Raw genomic sequence first — 23,933 nt, 5'->3', positions numbered from 1 at the left:
CATTTGGCTTGAGAGAGCACCCTTTTTGTGGTGCCGGATAAGTGTGGAGATTAATTCGAAGCGAGATACTCAGCTATCACTGCCCGACAACCTCGCTGCCAGATCGCGGTCAGCCAGCGGGCAAAATCGTTGGCAAAGGGAGTGTCTCGGCCAAACGCACCACAGTACTGGCTTTGTTCGATCCACAGTTGCGGATTGGCCCTGGAGGCCAGCGCCGTTTTTTTCAAGTCCTCCCAGTGAGGGTCGTTTGGGGCGATTTCGGATCCATCTTCGCGAACCCCCGTGCACATCCGGCACCAGAAAGCTTGGGACAGCGCAAGCCCGTTCAGGGAAGAACCGGTGGCAAGCGCATCGCGCATCGAGGGCAGCAAAAACCCCGGATGGCGTGATGATCCGTCGAACGCGACCCGACGCGTCGAATCGTGGATTGCGGTATTCGAAAAACGCCCCTCGACCAATCCAAGATATTCAGTCGCGGTTGCTCCGGGGACAGGTTTGACATGGGGAAGAATTTCTTCGGCCTGAACTTTGCGGAAAAACGACACGATGTCGGGGTCCTGCATGCAATCTGCAATCGTGGGGACATTCAGAATTTCCCCAGCATTTGCCAGCAATTGGTGGCCGCCATTCAGTATGCGCAGTTTCATTGTCTCGTAACTATGGACATCTTGGGTCAGCGTCACGCCAACCTCATCCAGCGGCGGCCGCCCGTCACAAAAATCGTCCTCGATCACCCACTGGCGAAAGTTTTCATGCGAGACCGGCGCACGGTCGTCGATGCCGAGGTTGCGGCATTGCGATATTAATTGTTCCGTCGTCGCGGGCACAATGCAGTCCACCATCGAGTTCGGAAACGCGCAATACCGGTCTATCCAATCGGCCAGATCGGGGTCGGACATACGGGCCAATCCAACGATACAGTTTCGCAAAATCGCACCGTTGCCCTGAAGGTTATCGCAGCTGAGCGCGGTAAAGGGTTTCAGACCGTTCGCCCGGCGCTGCCCGAGCGCGGCAACAATGGCGCCAAAAGCGGTGCGGGGCTGGTTGGGATTTGCCGCGTCATGGCGAATATCATCGTGGTTCAGGTTGAACGCACCGGTCTTGGCGTCCAGAAAATACCCGCCTTCGGTCACGGTCAGCGATACGATCCGGATGGCCGGATTAGCCATCTTCCGGATCAGAGATGCGTTGCCATCCTGAATCGGAAGGTAGTCGATCATAGGGCCGATCACCTCGGCAGATATTCCCTCGGGGTCCAGTTCGATCAATGTTGTCAGGCAGTCCTGCGCCAGCAGTTTCTTTCGCATATCGGCGTCGTAGCTTCGCACACCCGCCCCGATAATCGCCCAGTCCAATGCCTGACCCTGCTGCATCAACTTGTGGATATACCAGGCCTGATGCGCACGATGAAAATTACCCAAACCTATATGAACGATGCCCGGTCTCAGGTCCGCGCTATTATAAACCGGTGTTCTGACGGATGCCGGCAGGCCTTCAAGGCTGTCGCGCCGCACCCGAACCGGAGGTTTTGCGTTCGCCATGGGGTCCATCAGCTCATCCAGTTTCCGCCATCTACATTGTAGGTTTGAGCGACGATGTACTTGGCCTCGTCAGAGGCCAGAAACACCGCCATCCCGGTCAGATCTTCGGCGCGGCCCATTCGGCCATACGGAACGGCGGCCGCCACATCGCGTTTTTTCTGACCGGGGACCTTGCCTTCGTGTTTTGCAAAAAACGCATCCACACCGTCCCAATGTTCCCCGTCGACAACGCCCGGGGCGATGGCATTCACGTTGATCCCATGGGAAATCAGGTTCAGGCCGGCTGATTGAGTCAGCGATATGATCGCGGCCTTGCTGGCACAGTACACAGCGACCAAAGGTTCGCCCCTTCGCCCAGCCTGCGATGCCATGTTGATGATCCGGCCCTTGATCCCGTGTTCGATCATGTGGCGCGCAACGGCCTGCATCGTGAACAATGTGCCAGCGACATTGATGTCAAAGACACGATTGTAGTCGGCACGCTCAATCTCAACGATTGGTGCGGCAGTGAAGATGGCCGCGTTGTTGATCAGAATGTCGATCGGACCGAAATGTGCGGCTGTTCGCGCGACGGCGTCATCTATGCTGTTCTGGCGGGTCACGTCCATCTCGACGGCCAGGGCAGCTTCCCCGATTTCACCGGCCGCCTCCTGCGCTCGTTTGCTGTCAATGTCGGCGATTGCGACCCGCGCGCCTTCTGCCACATAGGCTTTGGCAAAGGCCAACCCGATGCCACGCGCGGCCCCGGTGATCAGGGCGGTTTTGCCTGTCAGGCGTGTCATTCGATCCGCAGGCCTTGCGCGTCAAACCGGTGGATCACATCTGCACGCGGCGTCAGGTGGATGCGGTCGCCGTGGCGGAAACCGACCTCGCCATCTGCTCGGACCGTGATTGTTTCTGCCAGACCGGTTTCGTGGACGTGAAAGAAGGTGTCCGAGCCCAAATGTTCGGAGACGCTGACGACACCGGACCATTCTCCTTCGGTCTCGGAAACGGCGATGTGTTCGGGGCGAATTCCGATGGTTTGCGCGCCATGTTTTGCGGCCTCTGGGCCTTCGATAAAGTTCATCCTGGGTGAACCGATGAACCCTGCCACAAACAGATTTCGGGGCGTGCGATACAGTTCCAGCGGGGTGCCGACCTGTTCGATCACACCGGCCTGAAGAACGACGATCTTGTCGGCCATTGTCATGGCTTCAACCTGATCGTGGGTCACGTATATCATTGTTGTCGCTAGGCGTTCGTGCAGTTCGCTGATCTCAAGCCGCATGCCGACGCGCAACGCGGCGTCAAGATTCGACAGGGGTTCATCAAACAGAAACGCTGCCGGCTCGCGTACGATGGCGCGACCAATGGCAACGCGCTGGCGCTGCCCGCCGGATAACTGCCCGGGGCGGCGGTCCAGATAGTCGCTCAGGTTCAGAACACTTGCCGCGCCTTCGACGCGTTTGTCGATCTCGGCCTGATCCAGCTTGGCCATGCGCAGGGGAAAGGCGATGTTCTTTCGTACAGTCATGTGCGGGTACAAGGCGTAGGACTGGAACACCATCGCCAGCCCCCGCTTGGCAGGTGGGACATCGGTGGCATCCGATCCGTCAATATCGATGGAACCCGACGTGATATCCTCCAACCCCGCGATCAGGCGTAATAGGGTAGACTTGCCACACCCCGACGGACCGACGAAGACGGTGAACTCACCATCCTCGATGGTCAGGTCCAGCGGGGGGATGACCTGTACGTCGCCGAAGCTTTTGGTCACGGACTTGAGTTGAATACGTCCCATGTGTCGTGTTCCTTATTTCACAGCGCCGAAGGTCAGGCCGCGGACAAGTTGTTTCTGGCTGAACCAGCCAAGGATCAGGATTGGTGCAATCGCCATGGTCGAGGCCGCGCTGAGCTTGGCAAAGAACAGGCCTTCGGGGCTGGAATAGCTGGCGATAAACGCGGTGAGCGGAGCCGCGTCGACGGCGGTCAGGTTGAGGGTCCAGAACGCCTCGTTCCAAGCCAGGATGAAGTTCAGCAGAACCGTCGAGGCGATGCCCGGGATGGCCATGGGCGTGAGGACATAGAGGATTTCCTCTTTCAGCGTCGCGCCATCCATCCGCGCGGCTTCCAGAATTTCACCCGGGATCTCGCGGAAATAGGTGTAGAGCATCCAGACGATGATCGGCAGGTTGATCAACATCAGAACCACGACCAGCCCCCCGCGCGTGTCCAGCAGACCCAACCGGATGAACAGCAGGTAGATCGGGTAAAGCACGCCAACGGCAGGCAACATCTTGGTGGACAGCATCCACAGCAGAATGTCCTTGGTGCGTTTCGAGGGGACAAATGCCATGGCCCAGGCGGCGGGCACTGCGATTATCACGCCCAGAATGGTTGATCCGCCCGCGATGATAACCGAATTCCACAGGAACCGCATGTAGTCTGAGCGCTCCTGTACGATCGCGTAGTTCTCCAGCGTCCAGTCGAAATTCAGGAACAGCGGCGGGCTGGCGATCGCCTGCGCCTCGGTCTTGAAGCTTGTCAGGATGGTCCAGAGGATCGGGAAGAAGATCAGCAAACCGACGGCCCATGCAAGGGCAGTGTTCAGCGATTTGCGGCGGGTTGTGACGGCGCGGGCCATGGTCTTACCTCCTCACGCGTCCAGGTTCTTGCCAACGATGCGCATCAGGAAGATCGCAACGATGTTGGCTAGGATGATGGCGTAAACACCTCCGGCTGATCCGAGGCCGACATTCTGGCTTTCCAAAACGCGCTGGAAGATCAGGTAGGTGAGTGTGCGGGTGCCGAACGCGCCGCCGGTGGTCACGAAGATTTCGGCGAAGATCGACAGAAGGAAGATCGTCTGGATCAGGATCACGATGGTAATCGCGCGGCTGAGGTGCGGCAGGATGATGTGATAGAACCGCTTCAGCACCGGCGCGCCGTCCATCTCGGCCGCTTCCAGTTGTTCACTGTCCAGCGACTGGATTGCGGTCAGCAGGATCAGCGTCGCAAAAGGCAGCCACTGCCACGACACGATCATGATGATCGAGGTCATCGACGCCTCGGACAGCCACGAAATTGGTTCGGCCCCGAAAAAGCGCCACAAGTGGGCAAGCAAGCCATTGACCGGGTCCATGAACATGTTCTTCCAGACCAGCGCGGACACAGTGGGCATGACAAAAAACGGTGCGATCACGAGGATCCGAACGACGCCTTGTCCCCACATTGGCTGGTCCAGCAACATCGCCAATAGAATGCCCAGAATAACCGTGATCACCAGAACGCCGCCGACAATAACCAGCGTTGCTTGCACCGCGGGCCAGAACGAACTGGATGAGACGAACCGGACATAGTTGTCGAAACCAACCCAGCCCAGATCACCGCCGCGCAGCGGCAGATACTTCTTGAAGGAAAAATACAGTGTCATCGTCAGAGGCACGAGCATCCAGCCAAGCAGAAGGACCACGGCAGGTGCCATCATCAGGCGCGCAACGGATCGGGAGTGTTGAGTAGCCATGATGCAAGACCTCTCTGTTCAGGCGTAAGTATAGCCTGCGAGAAAAACGGGAATTGTGGAAGTCAGAGTGGCGGGTGGGACATTGCCCACCCACCGGGGAGGGATGCCTCAGTATCCTGCGGCTTCCATTTCTTCAGCCGTGAAGGCCTGCGCTTTGGCAAGGGCCTCGTCCACTGTCTGCTGCCCGGCATAGACTGCCGAGAACTCCTGGCTTACCTGAGTGGCGATACCCGCAAATTCCGGGATCGCGACAAACTGGATGCCGGTATAGGGCGTCGGCTGTGCGCAGCAATTCTGCGGGTCGGCCATCAGGATCGATTCCAGCGTCATTTTTGCGAACGGGACCGCCTTGTAGTTGTCGTTCTCATAAAGCGACGTCCGCGCGCCCGGAGGCACATTGGCCCAGCCTTCATTTTCGGCCACCAGCTCGATGTAGTCTTTCGAGGTCGCCCATTCGATAAACTGTTTGGCAGCGTCTTCCTGCTGAGTGCCTGCCGGAATCGCAAGGGCCCAAGCCCAAAGCCAATTGGCGCGTTTGTCCACGCCTTCCGAATTGGGCGCCAGTGCGAAGCCCACCTTGTCGGCGACTGTGGAATCGTCGGGGTTGGTCACGAAAGAAGCGGCGACCGTTGCGTCAATCCACATGCCGCATTTGCCCTGCTGGAACAGCGACAGGTTTTCGTTGAAGCCGTTGGTGGCATAGCCAGCGGGGCCGGACTCACCCATCATATCGACAAAGAAGGTCAGGGCCTCTTTCCATTCAGGCTGATCGAACTGAGGTTTCCAGTTTTCGTCAAACCACCGCGCACCGAATGAGTTTCCGGTCACGGTGATGAAGGCGCCGCCTTCACCCCAACCCGCCTTGCCGCGCAGGCAGATGCCGTTGATGTCGTTGTCGCGGTCGGTCATTGCCGCCGCCGCTTCGCGAATGAATTGCCAGGTCGGTGCCTCGGGCATTTCCAGACCTGCCTTTTCCATCAGGTCCGTACGATACATGATCATCGAGCTTTCGCCATAGAACGGCGCCGCATAAAGCGTCCCTTCATGGCTCAGGCCACCGGCCATCGCGGGCAGAATGTCGTCGACGTCATATTCCGCGGACATTCCGTCCAACGGCACCAGCCAACCATTCGCACCCCAGATCGGCGTCTCGTACATGCCGATGGTCATGATGTCGAACTGACCGCCTTTGGTGGTGATGTCGGTGGTCACGCGCTGACGCAGGACGTTTTCCTCGAGCGTCACCCACTCCACATCGATCCCGGTCGCTTCGGTGAATTTGTCGGTATAGCCCTGCATCCGGATCATGTCGCCGTTGTTCACTGTAGCGATCGTGATGGATTGCGCGTGGGCTGCTGCCGTGGCGACGAAAGTCAGTGCAGTCGCCGCACGAAGTGCGTTCTTCAGATACATCCCTGTCCTCCCTGAGCTTGGATGTCGTGCAGAGAGGTTAGAGCGTAAATTGTCGCGGCGTCAATAAAAACTTTACGCGCGTTAAAAAGTTGCGACTAAGCAGAATCCCTTAAAACAAGCCTTGCAGGGAACAGCGTCTCTGTCCTCGTTTCAAATTTCCCGCCACTTTCAATGAGTTCGAACAGCGTCTCGACGCTGCGCCCGGCAACATTGTCATAGTCATGCGCGGCTGTTGTCAGGGATGGGCACGTAAACTTTGCGAAAGGATGGTCGTCATTCGAGGCCACGCGAAGCGCGCAATCATCCTTGCGACCAACCCGAATCCCCTGTTCGTAGCAGGCCGCAAGAAAGCCGATGGCCAGCCGGTCATTGCTGCATAACACCGAGTCGCTCGGCAACATGCGCTCCTCCAGAACCTTCAGTGCACCCCTGTGGCCAATTTCTTCAAACGCCCAGCCCGTGCCGTCGACCTTGATGATATGTGGCTCAAACCCGAGACGCTCCATGACCTCAACATAGGCCTTGCGTCTTTTGTTGGCGTTCGGGTTGGCAGGCGTCCGCATTTCAAAGAACGAGGGCGGTTCGCCTGTGCGCGTCATGTATTCCACAGTTTGCGAGACAAAACTGAAATTGTCCGACCCGACGAATGCCGCGCCAAGTCCATCAAGGTTACTGTCAAACAGAACTGTCGGCACATTGGCGCAGAACTTTTCGATTGCCGAACGGTCTGAAATCCGCCCCAATGGCGCCAGCAAAACCCCGGCGGGTTTCAGGGATTGCAGCCCGTCCATGATTTCATTTTCCAGCTTCTGTTCGCCATGAGAGCTGAACAGGGAAGGGCGATACCCGGCCGCGATACAGCTTTGTTCCAGATAACGCGCGATTTCGGCAAAGAACGGATCGGCCAGATAGGGAACGACAATGCCGATATTCTTGGTCAGCTTCCGGTTCTGGTTCACCGCAAAGATATTGGGGCGATAGTCAAACCGTTCCAGCGCTTCTTCGATGCGGGCCCGTGTCGTCGGGCGAACACTATCGGGGTCGTGAAAGTACTTGGATACCGTCGGTCGCGAAATCCCGCTGAGGGCCGCGAACTCTTCCATATTCTTTATTTTGGTCATGCCAGTCTGCCTGCGGATACTGTCCGCCTTGATCTTATCGTAGCTTTACATATTCTTTGCGCGCGCTAAAAAATCAATAGCCCGGCTGGCAACGGGTGTTGACAGCGTGCCAGCCATTGCCGACCTTGCGCAACAGTCTCTCAACTGGAAAAGGAATGGCCATGTTTCGACTATCGGAACGCCGGGATTTCGCTGTTGCGGTTTGTAAAGAAGCCGGGGCAATCGCCAAAAAGTACTTTGCGGACAGGGGCGATCTTGTCGTTGACCAAAAGGGCGCTCAGGACTGGGTCAGCGAAGCGGACAGGAACGTCGAGACATTCATCCGTCAGAGGATCGCGGAATTCTGGCCCGAGGATGGAGTGTTCGGTGAAGAGTATGGCGCGACCGAAGGGAGAAGTGGCTTCGATTGGGTGATAGATCCCATCGACGGGACAACGAATTTTGTCAACGGCATTCCGGCTTATACCATTGTTCTGGCCGGCGTCGCTGAAGGGCGCACGATGGTCGGGGTGATCCATGAACCAAATGTCGATGAGACATTTGTGGCAACGCGCGGAGAGGGGGCAACCTTGAACGGTACGCGGATTCACGTCGCGTCCGGAGTGGCGTTGCGGGATGGAACCGTAGCCGTAGGATATTCGAACCGGGTCGAAACACGCCATGTCCTGCCTGTCGTTGAAGAACTGATCGAACGTGGGGCCATGTTCCACCGGAACGCCAGCGGGGCGCTGTCACTTGCTTATGTCGCCGCAGGTAGACTTCTGGGTTATGTGGAAGAGCATATGAACGCCTGGGATTGTCTGGCCGGGCAATTGCTGGTCGCGGAGGCTGGTGGCACAATCGAAGATCAGGACGCAGATGCAATGATCCGGGACGGAGGGCGCGTCATTGTGGGCACACCAGATGTCTTCGGGACCTTGCTTGAGATCGCTGAGGACGCGTGGAGCTCTTGACCTCTAGGTAAAGGCGACCCACCCGGACTGAGGTTTGAGTGTCAAAAGATCTGCCACCCAGAAATGACCCTGTGAAGGCTGATCGTAACGGCGGTCAATTGAACGACCAGAAAGTGCGCACCATAATAGTGTTCCGACCGCCCCATGAGTGACTATGGCCAGGTCTTTGCCCCGGTGCATACTAACGATCTCGGTCACTGTCCGATGAATGCGGGCCTGTGCTTCGATCGCTGTTTCCCAACCGCGATAGCTGGTTTCCGGTCGGTCAAAAAATGCGTCAGCGGCGGCTTCGAACTCCTCCCTGGGTAGGAATCCGGTTGCACTGCGGTCGTTTTCGCCAAGGCCCGCGTGTTGTTTCGGGCGCAGGTTTCGAGCGGCGGCAAGGATCTCGCCCGTTTCGCGGGCCTTCTGCTCGTTGCTGGTCCAAATCTGGGTGACATTCGCAAGAACACCATTCAAGGCGAATACTCTTGCACGATCACGGCCGACGGCACTCAGCCCCCAATCCGTGATCGGGATGCCCGGATCAATTGAAACCTCGGGATGTGTGATGATCAGAAGTTTCGGCATCTAATCGGGCAGTAGCACTGGCCCCTTATCGGCAAAACTCATCCTGACCTCAGCGCCCGGCTCAAGTGGTGCGTCGACGTCATCGTGAACAGCAAAGGCCTGACCGAAAGTGCCAGTCAGCGTGTATTCCATCCGGACGCCGACATATGTCGCCTTGGCCACGGTAGCGGGGATACCCTGATCAGAGCCGATCACCAGACGCGAGGGTCGGACGGCGATGGTGGCGCCACCCGGTGTCAAACCACGGCGCGGCAGCGTATGGCGGTAGCCTTCGATTTCGATTGTGGCGGTGTCACCATCTGTACCAACGATCTGGCAATCAAGCAGGTTTGCCTCGCCTATGAAGTCTGCGACAAAACGGTCGTTCGGCGCATCATATAGCTCGCGCGGGGTGCCCATCTGAGCGATGGCCGCGTTACGCATCACGACGATCTCATCCGAAACCGCCAGAGCCTCTTCCTGATCGTGCGTGACGTAGACGACAGTCAGGCCAAGGTCTTGCTGGATGGCCCGGATGTCCTCGCGCACCTGACGACGAAGCTTGGCGTCGAGATTGGACAGCGGCTCATCAAACAGCAGCACCTGAGGCTCAAGAACCAGCGCCCGGGCGACGGCGACACGCTGTTGCTGACCGCCGGACAGTTCGGACGGAAGACGACTGTCGAACCCTTTGAGGCCAACCAGTTCCAGACCGTTCAGGGCGCGACTTCGGGCTTCGTCCTTCGCAAAGCCCGAAAATGTCAGGCCGTACATAACGTTCTCCAACACACTCATGTGTGGAAAAAGCGCGTAGGATTGGAATACCATCGACACGTCGCGGTCGGTCGCAGGCAGTTTGGTCACGTCCCGGTCACCGATCAGAATCGTGCCCGAGCTTGCCATTTCCAACCCTGCGATCATGCGCAAGGTCGTGGTTTTCCCGCACCCGGAAGGACCCAGCAGCGTAACCAGCTTGCCAGCCTCGACATGCAGATTGATGTTGTCAACGGCGACCACATCCTTGCCGAACATTTTTGTAACGGATTCGAACCGAACCGGCGCGGCTTTGGACTGCAGGCTCATGTCATTCTCTCCTAAACATTAGTGCGCGACTGGGTCATTCGCCGTCCGATCTGAGTCCGCCCGACAATCAACTGCATAAGCGCAACTGCCGACAGCATCACGATAATCAGTGTGGTCGAATAGGCGATGGCAAGACCATAGTCGTTGTTTTCGACCCGCCCGATAATATAGCTGGTTGCCATGTCATATTCCGCGCTGACCAGAAAGATAACGGCAGAGATCGCCGTCATGGCGCGCACGAAACTGTAGACCAGCGCGGCCAGTATCGCGGGGCGCAGCAACGGCAGAATGATACGCCGGAACGTTTGCCACGAGTTTGCCCCAAGTGTCAGCGAGGATTCGTCCAGGCTACGGTCAAGCTGCGACATGCTGGCAATGCCCGCGCGAACGCCGACCGGCATGTTGCGGAAGATGAAGCTGACAATGAGGATGACGCCCGTGCCTGTGATTTCGATAGGAGGGACGTTAAACGCAAGGATGTAGCTGACACCGATTACCGTTCCGGGGATCGCGAATGACAGCATGGTTCCGAACTCAAAAGCGTTCTTGCCCGCAAAGCTTTGCCGGGTCAGCAGATATGCCGTTACCAATCCTACGGCTGCAGTCAGCGGCGCGGCAATGGCGGCGATTGTAATGGTGGTCCAGAAGCTGTCCCAAGCGGCACCGGTCCAGCGAATGCCTTCTTCTTCGAAACGCACAGAAAAGGCGGTCACATAGTGCTTAAGGGTCAATGAATTGTTGACGCCCCACAACTCCACCACGCTGCCGTATACGATCATTGCATAAACGATGACGGTGAACAGCGCCCAGCCAAGCGCGACAACCAACACCGGGACAGACAGGCCGGTCGGCATCAATGGGTGCACTCCTGCGTCACCTTTTCCGGTTACAGTGGTATAGCTTTTCTTGCCCAGCCAGACCCGCTGCGCGTAGAAGGCTGACAAGGTGAAAAACAGAAGCACTATGGCCAGAACGGCAGCGCGACCCTGATCGTATTGAGCGCCTACGATTGCGAAGAAGATCTCGGTCGACAGAACGTCGAAGTTTCCGCCCAGCACCAGCGGGTTTCCGAAATCGGCCATGCTTTCGATGAAACCTAGAAGAAAGGCATTGGCAAGACCCGGGCGCATCAGGGGGAGGGAGACCGTCTTGAACGTCTGCCATCTGCTGGCGCGGAGTGTTTGGGCTGCTTCCTCCATCGAAGGAGAGACGCCTTCCACCACACCGATCAGAACGAGAAAGGCAATGGGCGTGAACGCCAGCGTCTGCGCGATCAAAATGCCGGGCATTCCGTACAGCCACCGTGTTGGTTGCGTGTCCAACAGATCGGCAATGAACCGGGTAACAGACCCGGAAAGGCCAAACAGCAGGATGAGGGCAAGGCCGATCACAAAGGGCGGCGTGATGATCGGCAGAACGGTCAGGGCCCGCAAAGCGCGCTTGTAGCGGAAGCCCGAGCGCGTCACGACCAAAGCGAAACACAGGCCCAGGATCGTAGTGACGAAGCCGACCACGATGGCAAGGAACAGGGAATTCCAGGCCGCGCCGCACTTGGCCCCATAAAAACAACCCAATCCCCAAAGCCGGTCATCGAAGAATTTTGAAAAGAACACCGAAATTGAATAGGCGCCATCTTCGGTGACGAAGGCGGCAAACAACATCTTTGCGATAGGGAAAAAGACAAAGGCGGTGACGATGGTGATCACGCCTCCGATTGCGCTGACGACGAAGACATCACCGTTGATGGCGCCTCGTGCCGCGATGCCCTGGGTCAGCAGGAACAAAAAGCTCGATGCGCATATCATCGCGCCATAGCCCATGCCGAACTGGCGGTCGCCGAGTTCACCAAAAAACGCTTCCATCCAATCGAAGTTGAAACCTCTGATGCCGATACTGAACCCCTGAGCAATCAGCCAGCCGAAGCCGAGTGCGCCGGACAGGATCAGAATGCGAGCATAAAGCGGGTCGGATTTGACGCGCCCCAGTGCAAGCAAAGGCAGCAAAAGGGCAATCACAAGCGGTGCAAGCCAAAGCTTCTCGCCTTGTCCAATCAGAAATGCTGCGGGCGCATAATCTTCGTCGATCGGGTAGCCGTCAAAAAGCCATTCGAACGACCACAGGCCGCCGTCAACCATGTACCAGGGTAACAGGCAGAATCCGACCCAACCGGCAATGATCCAAAAGATCAGGACCGGATGGGTCGTTTTTGTCGACTTGTCAGTCATTTATTGTGGCAGAACTGAAACCTCTTCATCCCATTTCTGCAACAACCGCTTCCGTTCGTCTGACGAGCCATACTTTTTGAAATCATAGTCGATCAGCTTGATCTGGCTCATGTCAGGCGCGCTTTCCGAGGTTTCGGCGCTTTTGTTCGATGGAACCTGGAACGCGTTGACCTGAAGGGCAAGGTTCTGAGCTTCGGGCGACAGCGCCCAATCATAGAACTTCTTCGCCTCTTCCACGTTGCGGGCACCTTCGATGATCGACATCGAGCCAATTTCGTAACCGGTACCCTCGCAAGGCGCCACGACCTTGATCGGGAAACCTGAAACAGCCTGTTTCACGGCGTCATGCATGAATACAATACCGATGGTGTTTTCACCGCGCCCCGCGGCCTTGATCGGGGCCGAGCCTGACTTGGTGTACTGGTTGATGTTCGAGTGCAGGCCCTTCATGAATTCAAAGCCTTCATCCTCGCCGAAGATCTGTACCATCGAGGCCAGCGTCGTATAGGCCGTGCCCGATGAGTTCGGGTTCGCCATCTGAACGTGGCCCTTGTACTCGGGCTTCAGAAGGTCTTTCCAACAGGCAGGTTCGGACAGGTTGTTCGCGGCGACAAGATCTGTGTTGTAACCATAACCAAGCGCACCTGAATAGATTCCGATCGTCCGGTTGCCGGCGCTTTCAGCCTGGGAAATCGCCCAGTCGTGCAGTTGGTCGCGCATTGGTGAAACGTATTCCATCGTCAGGCCTTCTTCGGCGGCCTGAAGGTGCGGGTCGCCCGTGCCACCCCACCACACGTCGCCTTTAGGGTTCGAGCTTTCGGCGCGAATTTGCGCAAAGGTTTCACCCGACGATTTCCGGGTCATGTTCACATCGATGCCTGTCGCATCTTCGAAGCTGCGTGCCATGAGTTGACACCAATCTTCCTGGGCCGAGCAATAGAAGGTCAGCTTGTCTGCCTGCGCCGCCGACATGGAGGCAGCTAGGGCAATCAGCGACCCGACGGCCGTGGATGTCAATTTCTTCATTATACGTTCCTCCCTTTGAGAATAATTTGTCCGGGTTTCCCGGTTCTTTTAAGCTCTTCCTCATGCGGTGTTTCGAAGACCCTGAAGCGCCAATTCGTACTCAATGACAACCTGCGCTGGATTTCTGGTGGCGCCAGTTGCCAGGCGGTTTCGTGAGCGGGGTCAATCGTTGAATAATGTGTCTTGCTTCCAGATCTCCGTGCAGCCTTCTGAATTCTCACAATGAAATGTGCGTTGTGCAACAAAAAAGGTCTGCCCAGAAGAACTTGGCCCGGATCGGGCAAGGTCTGCTTCCGATATAGGTTCAATCATTTGGATGGCTTTGGGCTGCATCCGGTCAAGCAGATTGGTCAGTTGGGTGACAGGGGAACGATTGCGAAAGACATTTGGATCGGTTGTTCCAAACCCCGTCGCTTCATCCGAAAGGGTCGCACGATGGCTATTTGCCTCGACCAGCGCGCACGTTGCGACATGGAACGGATAAGGCGGAGGTCTTAAAGTAGCTGGAAACTGAGCCAGCGTATCAGCCACGTCGAAGGCGAGATTTCAATCACCGATTGCGACTTGTGGGAGCGCATGACGCGGACCGCGCGAATGAGCCTGATGCCCCTCTCCTGCAGTCGGCAGATTAACCAGCGTCACACTGAGTGGGGCGGGCCGCTAAGGCCGGCCCCCGATTGAGCATCTGTCGATCACCAGTGGCCGGTGCTTTCCATGCTTGCCCAGGGTTCGGCCGGCTCAAGGGCATTGCCGTTCTGCAGCAGTTCAACCGAGATGTTGTCAGGCGAGCGGACAAAGGCCATGCGTCCGTCGCGGGGCGGGCGGTTGATGATTACTCCGTTGTCCTGCAGGTGCTGGCACGTCTCATAGATGTTGTCGACACCGTAGGCCAGATGCCCGAAATGGCGGCTGTCGCTGGGCAGTGCATCATCGCCATCCCAATTATACGTCAGCTCGATCGGTGCATCTTCCTGACCCGGAGGTGCCAGGAATATCAGGGTAAAACGCCCTGCCTCGCTTTCATAACGTCGCGTTTCCTTCAGTCCCAGCAGTTCGTAGAAAGCCAGTGATTTTTCCAGATCTTTCACGCGGACCATGGTGTGAAGATAAGTCAGCCCCATCGTGCCATCCTTTTTTGTGCAGGTGATGCGCTGCAGCTTAGCGCGCCAAGGCAAGGTGTCGAGGGGCAGAGGGCAAACAATTGTGCGTTTGGGCAATTGGGCGCACATATCGCGGTTCCTGTGCCTGATCTACCGATATATAGTGGGCGGCGACTCATTGCTGGAAAGGACCATTTCATGCCGCTGTCTTCTGACCAACTGGCCGAGATCGAAGCGCAACGCGCGCAATCGCATCCCACACGCCGCGTCGTCGCAGCGGGAATGGAGGAGCATCTGTATACGGCCCATCAGGTGCTGGATCATGGATTTGTCCGCGTCATCGACTATATGGGCGATGATGCCGCGATTTGTCAGGCCGCGCGTGTGTCTTATGGCAAAGGCACCAAGTCGGTGCAGAATGACGAGGGGCTGATCCGCTACCTGATGCGGCACTGGCATTCGACCCCGTTCGAGATGTGCGAGATCAAGTTGCACGTCAAACTTCCGGTCTTTGTGGCCCGCCAGTGGATTCGTCATCGTACGGCGAATGTGAACGAATACTCGGCGCGGTACTCCATTCTGGATCGCGAGTTCTATATCCCGGCCCCCGACCATGTGGCGGCCCAGTCCGAGGTGAACAACCAGGGGCGGGGCTCAGCCTTGGAGGGCGAAGAAGCGGCGCGTGTATTGGAAATTCTCAAAGCCGACAGCACGCGGTGCTATGACAATTACGAAGCCATGATCAGCCAGGAAGGGCAGCAGGGTCTGGCGCGTGAACTTGCGCGGATGAACCTGCCCGCCAATGTTTACACGCAATGGTACTGGAAGGTGGATCTGCACAACCTCTTCCACTTCCTGCGGCTGCGCGCTGACCCGCATGCCCAGTACGAGATCCGGGTTTACGCCGACACAATGTGCAAAATCGTGGCGGACTGGGTTCCCTTTGCCTACAGGGCCTTCGAAGACTACCGCCTGGGTGCCGTGAATCTATCCGCGCAGATGGTCGACAGCTTGCGCAGAATGCTGGCGGGCGAGGCCGTTACGCAGGAAAACTCTGGCATGACAGCGCGTGAATGGCGCGAATTCGAGGACGTGATCCGGCAGGGTTGATGCAAGTCTCCGAACTGTCGGTGGTCCTTAAATCGTGCCATGCGGCTGTCACGTTGGCCGCATGTTATGTGCAGTATGCTTTGTTGGGATTTGCCTGTTATGGGCCAGACCCGCACCTGCAAAAACTCCGATCGCCGAGGTGATTTGCTAGCCCACAACAAAAATGCACTCGAAACCCGAGCGTCAGTGCGGTGCAAGCCGTGCAACCTCTGGGGTGCAGGCGCCCGAGTTGAGCATGGAAGTCTGGATCAGCAAATCAGGTGGCTGAACCATGGTTGTTACCCATTCCAGCGGCACGTCCTGTATTGTTGCGATGGGACAAAACGGGCACACTCATGCCGGGGCGAATCCGGCGCGAGGGGAAGGATTGGGACCTTTTGAAACGGTCGGCGGCCTGAAATTGGCCGCCGACCTTATTGATCTTCCCACGCCTGGCGGGGATTTAAAGAGGCTTCAAATCAGCTGCCATCTGGCGGCCGTCACGTCCGTCTTGCAACTCGTACGAGACCTTCTGATTGTCAGCAAGCCCGGTCAGACCGGATCGTTCTACGGCCGAGATGTGAACAAAAACGTCCTTGCCGCCCTCATCGGGAGCAATAAATCCATAGCCTTTGGTCGTATTGAACCATTTCACGGTGCCAGTTGGCATTTCCCGTGTCTCCTTCTACTTTCACGTTGTCCCACAAATTGGTGGGGGCAGTGGTTGACGTAACCGCAACACATCACTGTTTCGCCCAAACGATACGGCCCGAATTGCGTGTTTCGTCTTTTTCAACATTGCACGGTGAAGTAAAAAATCAAGAATTACCGAAGAAAACCGGTGATTTTGCCTAAATCCCAAGCAGAAACAGGAACAGAAGTAAGATGCGCCTTTATGGTTTGAAGACTTGCGATACGTGCCGTAAGGCGTTGAAATCAATGCCAGATGCAGAGTTTGTGGATGTCCGGACCCAAGGTGTCCCGGCCTCGGTGCTGTCTCAGGCACTAGAGCAATTCGGCGATGCCTTGCTGAACACCCGTTCGACAACGTGGCGGGGATTGGACCAAGAACAGCGGTCACGCCCTGCGCAGGAGCTTCTCGCCGATTACCCGACGTTGATGAAACGCCCGTTGATCGAATCCGGGGGGGCTTTGTTGCTGGGCTGGACGCCGGAAACACGTACGGCACTTGGAGTTGCGTGATCGGATGACTATCTGCTCAAGCGCAGACAGAAGGGAAGATTATGCGTAACGCTGCAATGATCTTGGGTGTTATCGCCGGGCTTATCGGAATGGTCGTGGGCTTTTTCGGCTATGGCTACGTCGAACTGGTCAACCGGTTTGGCGAAATCGAAGGTGTTGCTGAGCAGGTCGAAAACGCCACTTTGGTGCAGACCACTTCGATCCTTGCGCCGTTGCTCGCCATAGCGGGCGGAGCCATGGCCCATGCCCGTGCCTTGATCGCCGGCGTCTTGCTGCTGCTGTCGGCCGTCGGCATGTACTATGCCTTTGGTTTCAATGCGTTTACGATGTTCCCGGTCGCTTTTGCAACAGTTGCCGGCCTGCTTGGGCTGGCTGCGGGAAAACCGGACCAGCCCAAGGCTCATTTCTAGTTCACTTCAGTCGCAACAGCCGATCCAACGATATTGGACCTGCGCCGTTGATGACAATGACTAGGAACATGAAGGTCCACATCACACGCTGATCCATCAGCGAGATGGCGTTGTCGAACAGGCTGCCCAACGGAACGTTATGGCCTGTTACGTCGGTCAGGGTTTGCACCCACACAAACCCGATCATGCCAAGTGCGGCCAGGCGTGTGAACAGCCCGACCAGCAACAATGCCGGCAGAACGAACTCGGCGACGGTTCCAAAGAAGATCACGATACGCTGGAAAAAGGTCATCTGGCTGACATCATACAGAACGGCTTCGGCCGCCTTGGGGAAAATCTGGCCAAAGGCACCTGCGGATGGCGAAAAGATCGAGCCATCGATCTTCAGCATCGCCGAGTTCCAGTAATAAACCAGAAGGACGGCGACAAACACCAGTCGTGCCAGCGTCGGTGTCAGCCAATTGGATGCCAGGTCCACCTTTTCCATCGTGTTGTTGTAGGTTGAGATCAGAGCAGTCATGTCTCCAGCCTTTCAATAGTCACAGAGGTTATTGCGCCGCCCTGCAATAGGATGGCTAGTGTGGTTCCAAGATCGAATTCGGGGCAGGTTTCAGCCGTTTTTTCATACGCTTCACCGATTGTGCCGCCTGTTTGCAGATGGCTGATCCACTTGGCGCCGCCCACGGGCAAAAGATGCGGAATCGGGTCATATTCGGGACGCGTAATCAGAACGTCTTGCGGGCCGGGTTCGGGTTTTGGGGCATTGTCTTCAGTATTGAAACGCCAGATCGCGTGTACCGGCCAATCCGATTGCATGACCTGCATCGCAGGAGCAAAGCTCAGCCGCGATCGCATAATGTCTTCGGGTGACAAATTCAGGGCGTCAGCTGGCGCAGGTGTGCAGTCGGCGGCGTGGTATGATCGGCGCAGAGCCAGTTCCAGGCGCGCCATGTCCGGCAGATATCCCAGATGCGCAAGTTGCGGCAGATCAGCCAGAAAACCGGGGAACGCTTCGCCATAGAACATCATCAACGGGGAAGACGGGGGGTGCTGTCTCAAGAACATCCCGGCAAGACCGTCCATGTTCTGCGCGCCCAGCAACTTGGCGATGACGGGAAAAGCCTGATGTAACGCTTCGGTCAACGAGACGGCGACATTATTGCGATAGACGCTGAACCTGCGCCCGGCGGGCTGGCCCGCCGCGTCAAGCAACCCGTCGGGAACCGAAACAGACGCATCCAGCAACGCGGAATGGAAGACCGACTGAGAAACGCTCATGCTGGAACCCGGTCCAGCGCTGACTGCGCGCGTTCGGCTTCGGCGCGCAAAACGGGCCATTCGGGGACGTCGGTATCCCATTCTATCAGAACGGGTTTCGGGCCCGAACGCTCCAGAACATAATCCAGCAGTGCCCAGACCGGATCGACCACTTCGCGCCCATGGCTGTCGATCAACAGCGGGTGCCCGTGATCGTCTTCATCCTCATCATGTCCGCCTAGATGGATCTCGCCGACCTTGTTCAGCGGATAGGCATCGATATAGCCCTGAGGCGAGAAATCCAGGTTTGTGGCAGATACAAATACGTTGTTCACATCCAGCAGCAGGCCACAGCCTGTGCGACGCGAAATTTCGCGCAGGAAATCGGGTTCGGACCATGTGCTTTCTTCGAACGCGAGGTAGCTGGACGGGTTCTCGAGCAGCATCTGGCGGCCAACGGTTTCCTGCAACTGATCGATGTGGTCGCAAACGCGATCCAGCGTCGCATCAGTATAGGGCAGGGGCAGCAGGTCGTTCAGAAAGTGACTGTCATGCGTGGACCAGGCCAGATGTTCGGAAAAGCTGGCGGGGTTCAGCCAGCCGATCAGATGTTTAAGGCGGGCCAGATGATCCGGGTCCAGCGGCGTTTCGCCACCGATGGATAGGCCAACGCCATGAACGGAAATGGGAAATTGTTCGGACAGGTGACGCAACTGCGCCAGCGGGCGACCGCCGTCGCCCATATAATTCTCGGCATGGATTTCCAGCCACGCCACCGGTTTCGCGTGTTCAAGGATTTGCGCAAAATGTTGCGGTTTGTAGCCAACACCGGGTGCCGCAGGCAACCGGTTTGATCTGAGTGCATCATCCAGCATGAGCATTTTTCCTGATCACGACGAAAAGGGCGGGCGACATTGCCCGCCCCGGTAATCTCGTGTGGCTGGCCTTATGCCGGCAGATCACGCTCGAGCGGTTCCAGCGAACCTTTGCGGGCCGCGCCATCAGCGGCTTTGGGCAATTCGATATCGGCGCAGGTGCCTGCGTCAACCAAGGTCCATGCGTTACCCTGATAATCTACGGTCGAGGTGCCCGCGCAGGTGGTGCCGGGTCCTGCGGCGCAGTCGTTCTGACCGGCCAGCGAAACGCCATAGCATTTCTCTTTCGCTTGCGCTGTTGCGGTGGTTGCGGCACCAGAAACAGCGGCTGCGACTGCGCTTGCGATGACAAGGGTTTTTGCGGTGTTCGACATCTCGTTAATCCTTTTAGTGACTGCGTATGTCTGTGTTCGACAATGACAAAGGTAGTGGCTTGAAGCTCATAGTTGAATTCACGAGCCCGTGTCTCACAACCCCGTCAAAGAGCGTCATGCCCTCTTGCAGGTTAACAAATTGTTTTTGAAATGAAAATTAGATTTTGTTTCAATCCGGCCCCGGATGTGGGGCCGGATTCAGGGCGAATTGCCGCCGAATGTTACAGCAGGTCGGGCGCGGTTGCGGCCTGAGCCAGCTCTTTTGTTACAGCATCAAGTGACTGTACCTGCGTTTGTTTTTCACCCAGGCGCCGGACGCTGACAGTACGCTCATCAACTTCCCGGTGTCCGACGGCCAAAATGACCGGCACCTTGCCGACCGAATGCTCGCGGACCTTGTAGTTGATCTTTTCATTGCGGATGTCGGCCTCGGCACGGACACCGGCGGCTTTCAGCGTTTCGACAACTTCCAGGACATAATCGTCCGCATCGGAAGTGATCGAGGCCACGACGACCTGACGCGGCGCTAGCCAGAACGGCAGCTTGCCCGCATGTTCCTCAATCAGGATGCCGATGAAACGTTCGAACGATCCGAGGCAGGCACGGTGCAGCATGACCGGCGTGTGCCGTTCACCATCCGCCGCAATATAGGTCGCGCCCAGACGTTCCGGGATGATGAAGTCCACCTGCAGGGTGCCGCACTGCCAGTCGCGTCCGATGGCATCTGTCAGAACGAACTCCAGCTTCGGTCCATAGAATGCGCCTTCGCCCGGGTTCAGGTCATAGGCACAGCCCGCAGCATCGCAGGCGGCTTTCAGCAACTCGTCGGCCTTGTCCCATTGTTCATCCGTGCCCGCACGCACCTCGGGGCGGTCCGAGAACTTGACCTTGAAATTCTCGAACCCGAGATCCCTGTAGACATTCGACAGGAAGTCGAGGAACCGCTTGGTCTCGTCCGCGATCATCTCTTCGGTGCAGAAGATATGCGCGTCATCCTGGGTGAACCCGCGTACCCGCATGATGCCGTGCAGCGCGCCCGACGGTTCGTACCGGTTGCACGATCCGAATTCGGCCATGCGCAGCGGCAGGTCGCGATAGGATTTGAGGCCCTGTTTGAAGATCTCCACGTGGCAGGGGCAGTTCATCGGTTTGAGCGCGTTGATCGCCTTGTCGCGCGCGTGCTCCTCGTCCACTTCGACGATGAACATGTTTTCCTGATATTTGTCCCAGTGGCCGGAGGCTTCCCAAAGCTTGCGGTCCACAACCTGCGGCGTGTTCACCTCGACATAGCCGCCGCGTTTTTGCTGACGGCGCATGTAGTCCTGCAACTGGGTATAGATGGTCCAGCCATTCGGATGCCAGAAGATCTGGCCCGGTGCTTCGGGTTGCAGATGGAACAGGTCCATCTCCTTGCCCAGCTTGCGGTGGTCCCGCTTGGCGGCTTCTTCCAGCATATGCAGGTGGGCCTTGAGCTTTTCCTTGCCGGTGAAGGCCACGCCATAAATGCGCTGCAACATCGCGCGACTGCTGTCGCCGCGCCAATAGGCGCCCGCGATGGACATCAGCTTGAACGCGTCACCCGGCACCTGCCCGGTGTGTTGCAGATGCGGGCCACGGCACAGGTCCTGCCAGTCGCCGTGCCAGTACATGCGCAGCGGTTCGTCGCCCGGAATGGCGTCGATCAGTTCGACTTTATAGGGCTCGTCATTGGCGGTGTAGAAATCGATCGCACGTTGGCGATCCCAGACCTCGGTGGTCACGGGGTCGCGCTTGTTGATGATTTCCTTCATCTTTTTCTCGATCAGGCCAAGGTCTTCGGGCGTGAAAGGTTCCGCCCGGTCAAAGTCGTAATACCAGCCATTTTCAATGACCGGGCCGATGGTGACCTTGGTGTCGGGCCAGATTTCCTGCACGGCGCGGGCCATGATATGCGCCAGATCGTGACGGATCAGTTCATTGGCCTGAACCTCGTCCTTCATGGTGTGGATGGCGATGTCGGCATCCGCTTCGATGGGCCATTGCAGGTCCCAGTGCTGGCCGTTCACAGTGGCCGAAATGGCCTTTTTTGCCAGTGAGGTCGAGATATCGGCAGCCACCTGCGCGGGCGTTACGCCTGCGTCATAAGAACGTGCATTGCCATCGGGGAAGGTGAGTGAGACGGATTGGGAATCCAGGGCCATGATCTGGCTCTCCTCGTCGGTTTGGCGCCCACTGAACGCCCGGTTGCGGGTTATGTGTGTGCGGATGCTTTGGCAGGTGCAAGGCAGAGTGTCAAGCACCGCGCAGGCGAGGGGCCAGCCCCTCGCGCTCCCCGGAGTATTTTCAAAAAGATGAAATGGTCAGGGAATTGCACTTGGGCGAGCGGCGTGCATGATGCTGACAAGGAAGCGAGGATTTCATGGCAGCGACGGAATTTCTTGAAACGGCGCAAGGTCGCCGACTGGCCTATCACAAGATTGAAGGCGCGGGGCCGACCGTAGTTTTTATGGGCGGGCTAAAGTCGGATATGGAGGGCACCAAGGCCGTTCATCTGGAGGCATGGGCGCGTGCGCGGGGGCGGTCCTTTCTGCGGTTCGACTATTCCGGGCATGGGGAAAGCTCCGGCTCGTTCGAGGAGGGATGCATTGGCGACTGGCATCAGGATACCGTGGCCGCGGTTTCCGCATTGACCGATGGACCGTTGATTGTTGTCGGATCTTCGATGGGGGGCTGGCTGGCCCTGCTGCTGGCGCGTGAATTTCCTGACCGGATTGCCGGGATGGTTACAATCGCGGCCGCGCCGGATTTCACCGAGGACGGGTACTGGGCCTCATTCTCTGCCGAACAGAAAGCGGCGCTTGAGACGGTTGGGCACGTGGAACTGCCGTCGGACTACATGGAGCCATATGTCATCACCAAGCGGATGATCGTGGACGGAAGGGAACACCTGGTTTTGCGCGATCCGTTGCGTTTGCCTTTTCCGGTACGTTTTTTGCAGGGAACGGCAGACACTGCCGTATCGACCGAAACCGCCATGCGTTTGCTGGAGCGTGCGGAAGGGCCAGACATGCGTCTGTTGCTGGTCAAGGACGCCGATCACAGGTTCTCGGATGATCGTTGTCTGGGGTTGATTGAAGACGCCGTGCTGGATGTGATGGGGGATCGCTGATGCGGCGTTTTGGCTGGTTTCTCGGACGTTTTCTGATTGTGGTGCTTTTGGCCGGCGGGGTGATCTATTGGTTCGGTCCCCGCGAAGAGGTCAATCTGCACCCAGACTTTGATGCGAGGAAATTCGGCGAAGGCGTGCAGGTCTATTTCGAAAGCACTGAGTCTGCGTTTGACGACATCGTGCCGGGTGTTGAAAAGCGGGTAATCTGGCAGGACGGATATAAGGAGCAGCGAACGCCTGTTTCCGTGCTTTACGTTCACGGGTTTTCGGCATCTTCCGAAGAAATTCGCCCGGTGCCCGATATGGTGGCTGATGCGCTGGGGGCCAATCTGGTCTACACGCGTCTGCAAGGTCACGGGCGGAGCGGCGACGCCATGGCCGAAGGTACGGCTTCGGGATGGATGCAGGACTACGCCGAAGGTTTGGCGGCGGCGCGGGCGGTGGGCGACCGGGTGGTGGTGATCTCGACCTCGACCGGTGGCACGTTGGCCGCGGCGGCCGCATTGGATGAGGATCTGAGCCGCGATGTAGTGGGTCTGGTCTTTGTCTCACCTAATTTCGGTGTGAACACGACGGCGGCTTGGCTTCCTGGCCTGCCTTGGGCCCGGCATTGGTTGCCGCTGATCATGGGGCAGGACAGGGATGTGTCAGGGCCGATCCCGGAAAAGAACAAATACTGGTCGACAGTCTACCCATGGGAGGCGGTGGTGCCACTGACCGTGCTGGTCGAGGCCGTCAATGAATTGGACTTCGCAGAAGCAAAAACTCCTGCTCTGTTTTGGTTTTCAGATGACGATAAGGTGGTGCGGCCTGACCGAACACACAGGGGTGCAGAAGCCTGGGGCGCGCCCGCGACAGTACATCTTGTGACGATGGGGCCGGGGGACGATCCGTCTTCGCACGTGATTGCCGGACGTCTGATGTCACCCGGGCAGACCGATCCAACCGTCGCAGGCATACTGGGCTGGCTAAAGGAGCTGGGTGTGGAATGATGCCGGGAGAAGCACCAAGTCGGCACAGGCGCGATGCCTTGGACGGAGGTTGAGAATGCGCAAGCCGGG

At 57.5% G+C, this 23,933-nt stretch carries 25 protein-coding genes; 6 read left to right on the top strand and 19 right to left on the bottom strand.

What is annotated here, in order from left to right; all coding sequences use genetic code 11:
- Positions 1–50: 50 nt before the first annotated feature.
- The 7 genes from ACR0JW_RS15895 to ACR0JW_RS15865 form a co-directional block, all read right to left on the bottom strand.
- Complete coding sequence (locus tag ACR0JW_RS15895; protein WP_170680397.1) at positions 51–1,550, bottom strand: mannitol dehydrogenase family protein; 1,500 nt, start codon at positions 1,548–1,550, stop codon at positions 51–53.
- Complete coding sequence (locus ACR0JW_RS15890; protein ID WP_170824844.1) at positions 1,550–2,323, bottom strand: L-iditol 2-dehydrogenase; 774 nt, start codon at positions 2,321–2,323, stop codon at positions 1,550–1,552. The genes ACR0JW_RS15895 and ACR0JW_RS15890 overlap by 1 nt, the downstream gene beginning before the upstream one ends.
- Positions 2,320–3,324, bottom strand: a complete 1,005-nt coding sequence (locus ACR0JW_RS15885; RefSeq protein ID WP_170680395.1) for an ABC transporter ATP-binding protein — start codon at positions 3,322–3,324, stop codon at positions 2,320–2,322. Before ACR0JW_RS15885 ends, ACR0JW_RS15890 begins: the two co-directional genes overlap by 4 nt.
- A 12-nt stretch (positions 3,325–3,336) precedes the next feature.
- Positions 3,337–4,167 carry a carbohydrate ABC transporter permease gene (locus ACR0JW_RS15880; RefSeq protein ID WP_170614620.1) on the bottom strand — a complete coding sequence of 277 codons (831 nt, stop codon included), beginning with the start codon at positions 4,165–4,167 and terminating at the stop codon, positions 3,337–3,339.
- Between the two features lie 12 nt (positions 4,168–4,179).
- On the bottom strand, positions 4,180–5,046 hold the full coding sequence (locus ACR0JW_RS15875) for a carbohydrate ABC transporter permease (protein ID WP_170375757.1): 867 nt from the start codon (positions 5,044–5,046) through the stop codon (positions 4,180–4,182).
- Between the two features lie 108 nt (positions 5,047–5,154).
- Positions 5,155–6,459 carry an ABC transporter substrate-binding protein gene (locus ACR0JW_RS15870; protein WP_170614621.1) on the bottom strand — a complete coding sequence of 435 codons (1,305 nt, stop codon included), beginning with the start codon at positions 6,457–6,459 and terminating at the stop codon, positions 5,155–5,157.
- A gap of 95 nt (positions 6,460–6,554) precedes the next feature.
- Positions 6,555–7,580 (bottom strand): LacI family DNA-binding transcriptional regulator, encoded by a 1,026-nt coding sequence (locus ACR0JW_RS15865; RefSeq protein WP_170614622.1) that lies wholly within the window; start codon positions 7,578–7,580, stop codon positions 6,555–6,557.
- Positions 7,581–7,741: 161 nt separating this feature from the next.
- On the opposite strand from ACR0JW_RS15865, the gene ACR0JW_RS15860 reads away from it, so the two are divergent.
- A complete protein-coding gene (locus ACR0JW_RS15860; protein WP_170680393.1) occupies positions 7,742–8,533 on the top strand; it encodes an inositol monophosphatase family protein in 792 nt (263 codons plus the stop codon).
- A gap of 3 nt (positions 8,534–8,536) precedes the next feature.
- Here ACR0JW_RS15860 and ACR0JW_RS15855 read toward each other — a convergent pair whose 3' ends face one another.
- From ACR0JW_RS15855 to ACR0JW_RS15830, 6 genes are all read right to left on the bottom strand, one after another.
- Positions 8,537–9,103, bottom strand: a complete 567-nt coding sequence (locus tag ACR0JW_RS15855) for a histidine phosphatase family protein (protein WP_170680392.1) — start codon at positions 9,101–9,103, stop codon at positions 8,537–8,539.
- Positions 9,104–10,165, bottom strand: a complete 1,062-nt coding sequence (locus ACR0JW_RS15850) for an ABC transporter ATP-binding protein (protein ID WP_170680391.1) — start codon at positions 10,163–10,165, stop codon at positions 9,104–9,106.
- 11 nt (positions 10,166–10,176) lie between these two features.
- Entirely contained in the window at positions 10,177–12,390 is a 2,214-nt protein-coding gene (locus tag ACR0JW_RS15845; protein WP_480714170.1) for an ABC transporter permease, read from the bottom strand.
- A complete protein-coding gene (locus ACR0JW_RS15840; RefSeq protein ID WP_170680387.1) occupies positions 12,391–13,416 on the bottom strand; it encodes an ABC transporter substrate-binding protein in 1,026 nt (341 codons plus the stop codon).
- Between the two features lie 162 nt (positions 13,417–13,578).
- Complete coding sequence (locus ACR0JW_RS15835) at positions 13,579–13,947, bottom strand: hypothetical protein (protein ID WP_170680385.1); 369 nt, start codon at positions 13,945–13,947, stop codon at positions 13,579–13,581.
- A 161-nt stretch (positions 13,948–14,108) separates the two neighbouring features.
- Complete coding sequence (locus tag ACR0JW_RS15830) at positions 14,109–14,537, bottom strand: VOC family protein (protein ID WP_170614628.1); 429 nt, start codon at positions 14,535–14,537, stop codon at positions 14,109–14,111.
- A 177-nt stretch (positions 14,538–14,714) separates the two neighbouring features.
- Between ACR0JW_RS15830 and thyX the strand changes: the two genes are divergently transcribed.
- On the top strand, positions 14,715–15,626 hold the full coding sequence (gene thyX, locus ACR0JW_RS15825) for an FAD-dependent thymidylate synthase (RefSeq protein ID WP_170680383.1): 912 nt from the start codon (positions 14,715–14,717) through the stop codon (positions 15,624–15,626).
- Positions 15,627–16,068: 442 nt separating this feature from the next.
- Here thyX and ACR0JW_RS15820 read toward each other — a convergent pair whose 3' ends face one another.
- Positions 16,069–16,275, bottom strand: coding sequence for a cold-shock protein (locus ACR0JW_RS15820; RefSeq protein ID WP_008758035.1), 207 nt, complete (start codon positions 16,273–16,275; stop codon positions 16,069–16,071).
- 215 nt (positions 16,276–16,490) lie between these two features.
- On the opposite strand from ACR0JW_RS15820, the gene ACR0JW_RS15815 reads away from it, so the two are divergent.
- Both ACR0JW_RS15815 and ACR0JW_RS15810 read left to right on the top strand, forming a co-directional pair.
- Complete coding sequence (locus tag ACR0JW_RS15815; protein ID WP_170614630.1) at positions 16,491–16,808, top strand: ArsC/Spx/MgsR family protein; 318 nt, start codon at positions 16,491–16,493, stop codon at positions 16,806–16,808.
- A 41-nt stretch (positions 16,809–16,849) separates the two neighbouring features.
- Positions 16,850–17,218 (top strand): hypothetical protein, encoded by a 369-nt coding sequence (locus tag ACR0JW_RS15810; RefSeq protein ID WP_170680381.1) that lies wholly within the window; start codon positions 16,850–16,852, stop codon positions 17,216–17,218.
- Position 17,219: 1 nt separating this feature from the next.
- On the opposite strand, the gene ACR0JW_RS15805 is transcribed toward ACR0JW_RS15810, so the two are convergent.
- From ACR0JW_RS15805 to thrS, 5 genes are all read right to left on the bottom strand, one after another.
- Positions 17,220–17,738, bottom strand: a complete 519-nt coding sequence (locus ACR0JW_RS15805; protein ID WP_170680379.1) for a DoxX family protein — start codon at positions 17,736–17,738, stop codon at positions 17,220–17,222.
- A complete protein-coding gene (locus ACR0JW_RS15800) occupies positions 17,735–18,496 on the bottom strand; it encodes an HvfC/BufC N-terminal domain-containing protein (RefSeq protein WP_480714169.1) in 762 nt (253 codons plus the stop codon). Before ACR0JW_RS15800 ends, ACR0JW_RS15805 begins: the two co-directional genes overlap by 4 nt.
- On the bottom strand, positions 18,493–19,350 hold the full coding sequence (gene bufB, locus ACR0JW_RS15795) for an MNIO family bufferin maturase (protein WP_170680367.1): 858 nt from the start codon (positions 19,348–19,350) through the stop codon (positions 18,493–18,495). The genes ACR0JW_RS15800 and bufB overlap by 4 nt, the downstream gene beginning before the upstream one ends.
- Positions 19,351–19,421: 71 nt before the next feature.
- Positions 19,422–19,724, bottom strand: coding sequence for a BufA1 family periplasmic bufferin-type metallophore (locus ACR0JW_RS15790; protein ID WP_170614635.1), 303 nt, complete (start codon positions 19,722–19,724; stop codon positions 19,422–19,424).
- Between the two features lie 221 nt (positions 19,725–19,945).
- The gene (gene thrS, locus ACR0JW_RS15785; RefSeq protein WP_170680365.1) at positions 19,946–21,904 is read right to left on the bottom strand and encodes a threonine--tRNA ligase; all 1,959 of its coding nucleotides are present in this window, start codon (positions 21,902–21,904) and stop codon (positions 19,946–19,948) included.
- A gap of 218 nt (positions 21,905–22,122) precedes the next feature.
- On the opposite strand from thrS, the gene ACR0JW_RS15780 reads away from it, so the two are divergent.
- Positions 22,123–22,872 carry an alpha/beta fold hydrolase gene (locus ACR0JW_RS15780; RefSeq protein ID WP_170680363.1) on the top strand — a complete coding sequence of 250 codons (750 nt, stop codon included), beginning with the start codon at positions 22,123–22,125 and terminating at the stop codon, positions 22,870–22,872.
- Positions 22,872–23,864 carry an alpha/beta hydrolase gene (locus tag ACR0JW_RS15775; RefSeq protein ID WP_480714168.1) on the top strand — a complete coding sequence of 331 codons (993 nt, stop codon included), beginning with the start codon at positions 22,872–22,874 and terminating at the stop codon, positions 23,862–23,864. Before ACR0JW_RS15780 ends, ACR0JW_RS15775 begins: the two co-directional genes overlap by 1 nt.
- Positions 23,865–23,933 lie beyond the last annotated feature (69 nt).

The sequence above is a fragment of the Ruegeria sp. BG6 genome (assembly GCF_056538465.1).
The sequence above is the reverse complement of the archived record's forward strand: the minus strand, read 5'-3'. Positions and strand labels throughout refer to the sequence as shown.